The 6,072-nt window shown below is 68.3% G+C and carries 5 protein-coding genes and 1 rRNA gene; 3 read left to right on the forward strand and 3 right to left on the reverse strand.

Features of this window, described 5'->3' with window-relative positions:
* Positions 1 to 12: 12 nt before the first annotated feature.
* Together tatA and VG561_RS18360 are read right to left on the reverse strand one after the other, a co-directional pair.
* Positions 13 to 240, reverse strand: coding sequence for a Sec-independent protein translocase subunit TatA (tatA, locus tag VG561_RS18355; protein WP_014648907.1), 228 nt, complete (start codon positions 238 to 240; stop codon positions 13 to 15).
* A 75-nt stretch (positions 241 to 315) separates the two neighbouring features.
* Entirely contained in the window at positions 316 to 1,215 is a 900-nt protein-coding gene (locus VG561_RS18360; protein ID WP_423179860.1) for a lipid-binding SYLF domain-containing protein, read from the reverse strand.
* 165 nt (positions 1,216 to 1,380) lie between these two features.
* Here VG561_RS18360 and hemH point away from each other — a divergent pair, with 165 nt between their 5' ends.
* The 3 genes from hemH to VG561_RS18375 all read left to right on the forward strand — a co-directional run bounded on the left by hemH (position 1,381) and on the right by VG561_RS18375 (position 5,590).
* Positions 1,381 to 2,343, forward strand: coding sequence for a ferrochelatase (gene hemH, locus VG561_RS18365; protein ID WP_046433311.1), 963 nt, complete (start codon positions 1,381 to 1,383; stop codon positions 2,341 to 2,343).
* A complete protein-coding gene (locus VG561_RS18370) occupies positions 2,340 to 3,194 on the forward strand; it encodes an alpha/beta fold hydrolase (protein WP_423179861.1) in 855 nt (284 codons plus the stop codon). Before hemH ends, VG561_RS18370 begins: the two co-directional genes overlap by 4 nt.
* Before the next feature lie 290 nt (positions 3,195 to 3,484).
* Positions 3,485 to 5,590 (forward strand): methyl-accepting chemotaxis protein, encoded by a 2,106-nt coding sequence (locus tag VG561_RS18375; protein ID WP_014648911.1) that lies wholly within the window; start codon positions 3,485 to 3,487, stop codon positions 5,588 to 5,590.
* Between the two features lie 359 nt (positions 5,591 to 5,949).
* Here the strand turns inward: VG561_RS18375 and rrf are convergent.
* Positions 5,950 to 6,064: ribosomal RNA gene (gene rrf / locus VG561_RS18380) — 5S ribosomal RNA — on the reverse strand.
* Positions 6,065 to 6,072 lie beyond the last annotated feature (8 nt).

Consider the following 6,072-nt stretch of genomic DNA (forward strand, 5'->3'; position numbering starts at 1 on the left):
GACCGCTCCGGATCAGCGAGGGGTGCGGTCGTGCTCGTCCTGCGCGGTGCGCGAGGCGTCCTGGCTGCGCGACTCGTCGCCCAGCTGCGCGTTCGGCTTGTCGTCGTCGCGCATGCCCTTCTTGAATTCCTTGACCGCCGAACCGAGGTCCTTGGCGCCACTGGTCAGGCGCTTGGTGCCGAACACCAGCAGGACGATGGCCAGCACGACCAACCAATGCCAGATGCTGAAACTGCCCATAAAGACGCTCGTTACGTTAGTGATCAGGCTGTCGAGCATAGCGCACCGGCTGTTAGCCGGCGCGCGTGACGAAAGTCAGTTTCCGCCCAGCGTTTCCGTGCGGATTTCGCCGTCGTTGACCGGCTGGAAGCCCTGCTGCTGCGGCGGCGGGTTCTGCGGAATGTTCTGCAGCGGCGCGGTGGTGGCTTCGGCCGGGGCCGCCGGTGCTGCCTGAACAGGCGCAGGCACAGGGGCGGCAGCCGGGGCCGGCGCCGGGCGCGGCGCATTGCCACCGTTGCCGTTGCGGTTGTTGCGGGCGGCGTAGGTGGCCTCTTCCAGACGATCGCGGAAGGCGACCACGTCCATCGACGGCGAACCGACGGCGCGACCTTCGAAGATCATGCGCGGCGTGGTGTTGCTGCCGTAGGCGTCAAGGTTGGCGGCATCGTCGATCTGCAGCACCGCGCCATCCAGCGCAACACCGGCGAACAGGCCGCGCGCGCGCGACCACGACCAGATCTCGGCCTTCAGCTGGCCGTCGGTGGCGGCGGCGGCATTGCGGCCGACCGGACCAGCGGCAACGCCGGCATCGGCGCCAAGCGTGAACTTGCCATTGACCAGGTTGTCCAGGCTGCGGTCGTTGCGGAACACCAGCACCACGTCCGAAGACTGGACGCCGGCCTGGAAGCCGATGCTGCCACCGGTCAGCTTGACGAATACCGGGCTGGACCAGGCGCCATTGGGCATGCGCACCGACATCAGCCCGTGGCCGCGACGACCGCCAATGACCAGGCCGGCCTTGATCGTGTCGGGAATGACGATGACCGCGCGGCCTTCGTCGAGCAACTTGTCCGGAATTCCCTGTTCAGGGATTTCCTGGATCTCCGCCAGCACGCGCACGGCATTGCGGGCGCGCTGGTCTTCCTGCGGTCCGGCCATGGCCTGGCTGGACAGCAGGCTGGCGGCGATCAGCAGGGCTTGGATCGGGCGACGCATGGCAGGCTCCAGAAGTCAGTCCATAGGAAGATATAGCAAGTGACTGAAATTAGTAGTGTTGTCATGAATCCCCAATGAGCGTTCTCTGCTCACATAGATGCGCGCTATGCCAGCAATCCGAACCCTGCATCCCGGCGCGGCACCGGATCGGCGACAATGCACCCCATGCTCGACGCACCCGATACCGCCGTGCTGGCGGTCAACCTAGGCACGCCCGATACGCCGACGGCCCCCGCCGTACGCCGTTACCTGGCCGAATTCCTGTCCGACCGCCGCGTGGTCGCGATCCCGCCACTGCTGTGGCAGCCGCTGCTGCGCGGACTGATCCTGCCGCTGCGCAGCAGCCGTTCGGCGGCCAAGTACGCCCAGGTCTGGCTGCCGGATGGCTCACCGCTGATGGTCCATACCCGGCAGCTGGCGCAGGCGATGCAGGCCCTGCTGCCAACCCTGAAAGTGCGCCACGCAATGCGCTATGGCGAACCGGCCCTGGCCCACGAGCTCGACCGCCTCGCCGCCGAAGGCGCACGCCGCATCGTGGTGCTGCCGCTGTACCCGCAGTACTCCACCACCACCACCGCCTCGGTCGAGGACCGCGTCGACGCCTGGCAGCGGCGCAACCCGGGCGTGACCGTCAGTCTGGTACGCGACTACTCGGTCGACCCGGGCTGGGTCGAGGCCGTTGCCGGCTCGATCCGCCGCTACTGGGAACAGCACGGCCGCAGCCAGAAACTGATGTTCTCCTTCCACGGCATCCCGCAGCGCCTGGCCGACGCGGGTGATCCGTATCCGCAGCGCTGCGAGGCCAGCGCGCAGGCCATCGCCAACGCGCTGGGCCTGGGCAAGGACGACTGGCAGATGGGTTACCAGTCGCGCTTCGGCCGCGAGCGCTGGCTGCAGCCTTACGCTGAGCCGAGCCTGTGGGCGTTGGCCGAATCCGGTGTGAAGCAGATCGACGTGGTCTGCCCCGGCTTCGCCACCGATTGCCTGGAAACGCTGGAAGAAGTCGCGATGGGCTTCACCGAAACGCTGGCCGAACGTGGCGCGACGATGCGCTACATCCCCTGCCTCAATGCCGAACCGGAACACGCGCGCGCCCTGGCACGACTGGCCGTGGCCTCGCTGGCATGAGTCTGCAACCCTTTGAACTCGAGGTGGGCGGCACCCGCGTCGCCGGCCTGCGCAACAGCGGCGACGGCCCGCGCGTGCTGGCCCTGCATGGCTGGCTCGACAATGCCGCCAGCTTCGTGCCGCTGGCGCCGCACCTGGCGTCGCTGCAGCTGGTGGCGATCGACCTGCCCGGCCATGGCCACAGCGCGCACCTGCCGGCCGGTGCCAGCTACACCACGGCGGCCGCGATCTGCCACGTGCTTGATGTGGCCGACGCCCTGGGCTGGGACCGCTTCAGCCTGCTCGGCCATTCGATGGGCGCCGGCATCGCCAGCCTCACCGCCTCGGTCAGCGACCGCGTCGAGCGCCTGGTGGCGATCGAAGCTCTCGGCGGCCTGCGCGGCCCCGAAGAAGAGACCGCCCATCGCCTGCGCGAGCACGTGAACGCAACCCGTGCGTTGGCGCGCAAGCAGCTGCGCGTGTTCCCCGACCTGGCCGCGCCGATCCGCGCACGGATGATGACCAACCAGCTCAGCGAACCGTGCGCACGACTGCTGGTCGAGCGCGGCGTGGAACCGGTCGAAGGCGGGTATCGCTGGTGCAGCGATCCGCGCCTGATGCTGCCCACCGCGATCCGCCTCAGCGAGGGCCAGATCGACAACCTGCTGCAGGCCATCGCGTGCCCGACACAGGTGATCTATGCCACGCCGGCGCAGTCGTATTATCCCGAGCCGATGCGCAGCGATCGCCTGCAGCACCTGCGGGATGGCCGGCTGGCAGTATTTCCCGGCAACCATCACCTGCACATGGAAGATCCGGAACAGATCGCAGGCGTGATCCTGCACTTCTTCAGCAACGACAACGCCGTCTGAGCGCAGGCGTCCGCGCGCTTCACTCCGCGCGTTTGCGGCCGATACATCAGTTGCGGGCCCCTGCGCCCGCTGCACGCGGGCCCGGTCGGTCCTGCGGCATGTGTCTGGTTCTGCAAGGAAGTCCGCATGCCCGCTCTGCTGCACCGTCACCCACAGGATGTGGCCGCGGTGTCCCGTCTCCGCGTCGCTGATCGCGCCGCATCCCTCGAATTCCCGGCACCCGCCCTCGTCACGCCCTGCTGCGTGCGTTGCGGCGTGCTCGTTGTCGTCTGCTGACCCAGGAGCCTCCGATGTCCATTGCATCCGCCCGTCCCCCCGATACCGCCCGCCTGTCGCACCTGCAACAGCTCGCCCGCGGTGCTGACCGCCGCCTGCTGACCGGCAGCGCGGCACTGGCCGTGACCGGGCTGGTGCTGGCCCTGCGCGGTCCGCACGGTGTGGCCGCCGCGTTGGCCGCGGGCGCTGTGCTGCCCGCCTTGTGGCTGGCCGGTCCGCTGGCAGGCCGCGGCATCGCCCGCAACGCCCTGGCAATCCTGGTGGCGCTGCAGCTGGCCCTGTTGTCCGCGATCACCGGCCTGTCGCCGGCGTTGCCGATCGCCCTGCTGCTGGGCGTGCTGCTGGGCCATCGCGATCGTCTGCCGGTGTGGCTGGCCGGTAGCATCGGCACGCTTGCACTGCTGGCCCCGCTGCCGGCCGGTGCTGCGGTGGGGCCGGCGCTGCTGCAGGCCGCGATGCTGGCCGGCCTGACCCTGTTCCTTGGCCAGGTCGCACTGCGGCTCCGCCAGCAGACCGAAGCACTTGGCCACGGTCCCCGCCGGCTGGCCGCGCTGGCGCGCGACATCGCCACCGGCGCCGATCTTGGTGCACATGCTGACACCACCGCCTACGCACCGGGTTCGCTGGCCCATGCGCTGGCCGACACCGCACGCCATGTGCAGGCCCAGCGTGGACGCGAAGCGGAGGCACACGCCGAGAACGCGCAGATCCGCCAGGCCCTCGATGCCTCGCGCACCGCGATGATGATTGCCGACAACGATCACGTGATCCGCTACGTGAACCGCTCGGTGGTGGCCCTGCTGCGCAACCAGCAGGCAACGTTGCGCCAGGCCTTCCCCGATTTCGATGCCGAGCGCCTGGTCGGTAGCAGCATTCATCGCTTCCACGCCAACCCGGACCGGATCCGCGCCATCCTCAATGGCCTGCAGGTCAGCCACAACGGCAAGGTACAGATCGGCCCGGTGCACTTCGCACAGGTGGTTACTCCGGTCTTCGACGCACAGGGCGTGCGCCTGGGCTTTGCCGTGGAGTGGCATGACCGTACCCATGAGCTCGCCTTGGAGAACGCCGTCGCCGGCATCGTCGCGGCCGCCGCCGCCGGCGACCTCGACCAGCGCCTGCAGGCAACCGAAGGTGCCAGCTTCCTCGATGGCCTCACCGGTGGCATCAACCAGCTGCTGGATACGTTGGGCAGTACGGTTGACGAGGTGCGGCAGATGCTCTCGGCGCTGGCCAGCGGCGATCTCGATCGACGCATGCATGGCGAGTATCACGGCGCCTTTGCCGCGATCCAGCGCGATGCCAACGCCACCGCCGGCCAGCTGGCGCGCATGGTGGGCCGTATCCAGCAGTGCGCGTCCTCGATCAGCACCGCTGCCAGCGAAATCGCTGCGGGCAATGGCGCGCTGTCCGAGCGCAGCGAGCGCCAGGCAGCGCACCTGCAGGAAACCGCCGCTTCGATGGAAGAGCTGACTGCCACCGTGCGCCAGAACGCTGCCCATGCGCGCGAGGCGAGCCAGCTGGCGATCACCACCCAGAGCGCCGCCAGCGACGGCAACGTCGCCATGCAGCGGGTCGTCGACACCATGCAGGCGATCGAGGGAGCCTCGAAGCGGATCGGCGACATCACTGGCGTGATCGATGGCATCGCCTTCCAGACCAATATCCTCGCGCTCAACGCGGCAGTGGAGGCCGCCCGTGCCGGCGAGCAGGGCCGTGGCTTCGCGGTGGTGGCCAGCGAGGTGCGCGTGCTGGCGCAGCGCTCCGCCGCTGCGGCTCAAGAAATCAAGAAGCTGATCGATGAGGCAGGTCGCCAGGTGGGCGAAGGCGCCCAGCTGGTGGCCGATGCGGGCCAGCGGATGCAGGGCATTGTCGGGGGCGTTGAGAATGTCAGCCACCTGATGCACGAGATCTCGGCGGCCTCGCAGGAGCAGTCGGTCGGCATCGAGCAGATCAACCAGACCGTGGTGCAGATGGACCAGGCGACGCAGCAGAATGCCGCGCTTGTGGAGGAAGCCACCGCGGCCGCACGCGAGCTGCAATTGCAGGCGGGTACGCTTACCGAGGCGGTATCGGTGTTCCGCCAGCAGGAACCGCACGAGGTCTCGCGGGCCGCCTGATCCGGGCCTGCGGTTCCATCCCGGTCAAGACGGCGCCCGCAGGGCGCCGTTTTTTTTGCCTGCTTTTGCGTGATGGGTCAGGAAAGTCCGCTTCCGGACCTGCCGTGAGGAGCGACCAACCCTGGCTGGCGCCGCATCCACACACGGCGTGGATCTACTGTGCGCCCGCATGCCCTCGGTAGTCGCCAACCTTGGTTGGCGCTGGGGCTGCCCGCGGAGAATATCCACGCATGGCGTGCATCTACCGGCCGGTGTGCAGCTATGGCGGTGCCGGCCGGCGGCCGGCGGCCGGCACTACCCGCATGTTCTGCGCACAAAGAAAAACCCCGCTGCGCAAGCAGCGGGGTTTTGGGTGTAAACCCTGGCGATGACCTACTCTCGCATGGCTTGAGCCACACTACCATCGGCGCAGCTGCGTTTCACTTCCGAGTTCGGGATGGGATCGGGTGGTTCCACAGCGCTAATTTCACCAGGGAGGCTTT

Origin of the sequence: Stenotrophomonas sp. CASM110, assembly GCF_049384345.1 — a bacterium.
Taxonomy (GTDB): domain Bacteria; phylum Pseudomonadota; class Gammaproteobacteria; order Xanthomonadales; family Xanthomonadaceae; genus Stenotrophomonas; species Stenotrophomonas muris.

Bases quoted from the DNA above. Each gene is read 5' to 3' on its own strand.
- tatA (WP_014648907.1), bottom strand. From the start codon at position 240: ATGGGCAGTTTCAGCATCTGGCATTGGTTGGTCGTGCTGGCCATCGTC.
- VG561_RS18360 (WP_423179860.1), bottom strand. From the start codon at position 1,215: ATGCGTCGCCCGATCCAAGCCCTGCTGATCGCCGCCAGCCTGCTGTCC.
- hemH (WP_046433311.1), top strand. From the start codon at position 1,381: ATGCTCGACGCACCCGATACCGCCGTGCTGGCGGTCAACCTAGGCACG.
- VG561_RS18370 (WP_423179861.1), top strand. From the start codon at position 2,340: ATGAGTCTGCAACCCTTTGAACTCGAGGTGGGCGGCACCCGCGTCGCC.
- VG561_RS18375 (WP_014648911.1), top strand. From the start codon at position 3,485: ATGTCCATTGCATCCGCCCGTCCCCCCGATACCGCCCGCCTGTCGCAC.